This window comes from Lactobacillus fornicalis, assembly GCF_055362665.1.
In genome coordinates, this window is the sequence record NZ_JBLTIM010000071.1 from 1 (window position 1) to 2472 (window position 2472).

General features: G+C 30.3%; 6 protein-coding genes. All 6 read left to right on the forward strand.

Annotation, left to right across the window (positions count from 1 at the left end):
• Position 1: 1 nt before the first annotated feature.
• The 6 genes from ACNDLV_RS08145 to ACNDLV_RS08170 all read left to right on the forward strand — a co-directional run bounded on the left by ACNDLV_RS08145 (position 2) and on the right by ACNDLV_RS08170 (position 2374).
• Positions 2–367 (forward strand): hypothetical protein, encoded by a 366-nt coding sequence (locus tag ACNDLV_RS08145; protein ID WP_498883101.1) that lies wholly within the window; start codon positions 2–4, stop codon positions 365–367.
• A 25-nt stretch (positions 368–392) separates the two neighbouring features.
• Positions 393–662: a hypothetical protein gene (locus ACNDLV_RS08150; RefSeq protein WP_048598020.1), complete on the forward strand. Its 270-nt coding sequence runs from the start codon at positions 393–395 to the stop codon at positions 660–662.
• A gap of 194 nt (positions 663–856) precedes the next feature.
• On the forward strand, positions 857–1444 hold the full coding sequence (locus ACNDLV_RS08155; protein ID WP_233263535.1) for a hypothetical protein: 588 nt from the start codon (positions 857–859) through the stop codon (positions 1442–1444).
• Entirely contained in the window at positions 1437–1655 is a 219-nt protein-coding gene (locus ACNDLV_RS08160; RefSeq protein WP_048598016.1) for a hypothetical protein, read from the forward strand. The genes ACNDLV_RS08155 and ACNDLV_RS08160 overlap by 8 nt, the downstream gene beginning before the upstream one ends.
• Positions 1645–2103 carry a hypothetical protein gene (locus ACNDLV_RS08165; protein ID WP_269254319.1) on the forward strand — a complete coding sequence of 153 codons (459 nt, stop codon included), beginning with the start codon at positions 1645–1647 and terminating at the stop codon, positions 2101–2103. Before ACNDLV_RS08160 ends, ACNDLV_RS08165 begins: the two co-directional genes overlap by 11 nt.
• On the forward strand, positions 2096–2374 hold the full coding sequence (locus tag ACNDLV_RS08170; protein WP_265666490.1) for a hypothetical protein: 279 nt from the start codon (positions 2096–2098) through the stop codon (positions 2372–2374). Before ACNDLV_RS08165 ends, ACNDLV_RS08170 begins: the two co-directional genes overlap by 8 nt.
• The last annotated feature ends 98 nt before the right edge of the window (positions 2375–2472 follow it).

Genomic DNA, 2472 nt, shown 5'->3' on the forward strand with positions numbered 1-2472 from the left:
AATTTGTTTGGATAAAGAAACTGAAAGAGTTAAAGAATTTAAAACTTGGGATCAGATAGATTTTTTTCTTGGCCAGTTTGATGGCTATTCTTGGCTAAGTCGTAGAAGTGTTTTACGCTCACAAGATTCAGTACCATATTTTATTTGGAAAATTGATGATGAAATTATTCCTCATGTTTTTAATCGAAGAGCAATTATTTTAAACGTAAAAAAAGCTCACTCTACTCATCATCGAGATAGATCTGAAATTGTTAAGTGCTTAAATAAGCTAAATAAAAAATACAGAAGCTTTATGCAGATACCAGTTGGAGATAAAGACTTTGACCATTTAAAAGATTTACTAAGACTTTACGAAAGAAGAAGATGATTTTATTTTACCTGGAAAGAATTTAATGCATATGCTTCATTATCCAGATTCTAAAGGCTATACCTTTGATGGGGTACGGCTTTATACTGAAAACTTTGGATTAATTTATGAAGCTAAAAAAATTGATGAATCAAGTGTAATTAAATTAGTAAGTGATCTATTTAAAGCAGAAAGCTTTGAGTGGCGCTCACCATATCATTACACGATTAATAAAAGGCCCATAGTGGTTCGTGAAGTAGATAATGGACTGAATGTATGGGCTAATGAGAAATTTGTAAAGAGAATTAGAGACTAAGAGATAATGAAATATAAATATACTGATGTACATATGATAAACGATATACACATAATTCTTGATGAACCATGGGAACATTTTAGAATGTTAAATTTGGAATGCTTTCGTACTTTTAAAAGAGTAAATGGAGATGAAGTCGTTATTAATGGCAACCAAATAATAATGGCTTCTCCATTTAAATTGGAGGATTAACAATGCGGATTATACCTAACAAAGCAATTATTAATGATTATTTAATTGAAAATTACACACCTAAAACAGTCATGTGGAAAAGCGACTATGATTTAACTATTGAGTTTAATGAAGATGAAAGAATTTTCATTGTATTTGATGACTGCGACTTTAATGCATCAAAAGTAAACGTTGTTTTTGAACCTAATAGAGAATGCGAAAATTCTGATGAAATTATAGACGGCTTAAATAAGTTAAGAAAAAAATCTGGAATCGATTATATAGATGTTAAAACTACTTTTCGTAATTTTTGGGATGAAAACAAACCTAATTTTCAAAGACATTATGAATATTTGAAATCAGTTATGGAAGATAATAAAAGTTACGTTAAAGATGAATTGTCCAGATTCCTTGATAGATACGGTAATGATATCCATAAGATTTTGCCTGATTTTAGTCTGAATAAAGAAGACTGGGGATATAACTTGAATGAAGATTATTACTATTTAGTTGATGCGTATATGCTTAAATTTAAGCCCACTGAGGTGGAATTGCGTGATATTGAAGATAATTTCATTACCAGTTTTGAGTGGGGGAATTGTGATGAATGAATTTTTAAAAGATAAAGGTAAAACAATTCAAGAAGTTTTCCCAGATTTTAGCATTGATATAAAAGATTGGCATTTTGATGATTTTTATGATTGGTATGTAATGTGTGGAACTGGTTATTGTCTATCATTTGGAGCCAATATGGTTACTTTAAGAGATGAAAACGGGCAATTTATTACTTGTTTCAATTGGAGCGATAATGATGAAAAATGAATTACGAAATTTCTTTAAAAAATACAGCGAAGTTTTAAAAGACCGCTATGATATCACTGAATTAAATGTAAATGATTGGAGATATGCTAATAATACTTATTTTTTAGGAGACAGTTGGTCCTTATATTCTTTAACATTTGAAGATGATTGTGTATCACTAAATAACGAAGACGGTGGCACTATAACAACTTTCGAGTGGAGCGATGAGCTGAATAAATTAATGAACTTTATTCATGATAAAAATGATGAGCTTCATAAAATATTTCCTGATTTTACTACTGATATTGATGATTGGGAACTCTTCGACTGGGAAACATGGGCTAATATAAATGGAAGCCAAATAATCCAGTTTTGTAAGGGAGATATGGTTGCTATCATGTCTTACACCTATCCTGATGAATATCCGCAATTTATAACCACTATTAATTGGAGTGATAGTGATGAGTAACGAACGCCTTTTTCTATTTAAATTTTTATCAGTTTATTCTATGCCACTTAGCATTGTCTTAGATAAATGGGACTTTGATATCGCTAGTGATGTAAAAAAGTGGGCTGTTATGGAATACGGAGATAGTATTTCCTTTTTAAACGGTAGAGTTCCTTACGTCATTTATTGCACAACTGAAGGGGTATGGATTAATCATGACAATAATCAATTGCTATTTTCTTGGGAAAAATTAAAAACTTTTCAAATTCCTAATTTATTCGAAGAAGATTAACAAATATTGGAGGAACAATGTATCCTGAAACAATTAAAAAACGACTTAAAAAGCAACTTATGGAAGATATTCCTGAAGAGAGACCGTAAAATAGTTTG

What these genes read in the sequence shown, in the direction of transcription:
- ACNDLV_RS08165 (WP_269254319.1), top strand. Translation starts at nt 1,645, where the DNA reads ATGAAAAATGAATTACGAAATTTCTTTAAAAAATACAGCGAAGTTTTA.
- ACNDLV_RS08150 (WP_048598020.1), top strand. Translation starts at nt 393, where the DNA reads ATGCATATGCTTCATTATCCAGATTCTAAAGGCTATACCTTTGATGGG.
- ACNDLV_RS08160 (WP_048598016.1), top strand. Translation starts at nt 1,437, where the DNA reads ATGAATGAATTTTTAAAAGATAAAGGTAAAACAATTCAAGAAGTTTTC.
- ACNDLV_RS08155 (WP_233263535.1), top strand. Translation starts at nt 857, where the DNA reads ATGCGGATTATACCTAACAAAGCAATTATTAATGATTATTTAATTGAA.
- ACNDLV_RS08170 (WP_265666490.1), top strand. Translation starts at nt 2,096, where the DNA reads ATGAGTAACGAACGCCTTTTTCTATTTAAATTTTTATCAGTTTATTCT.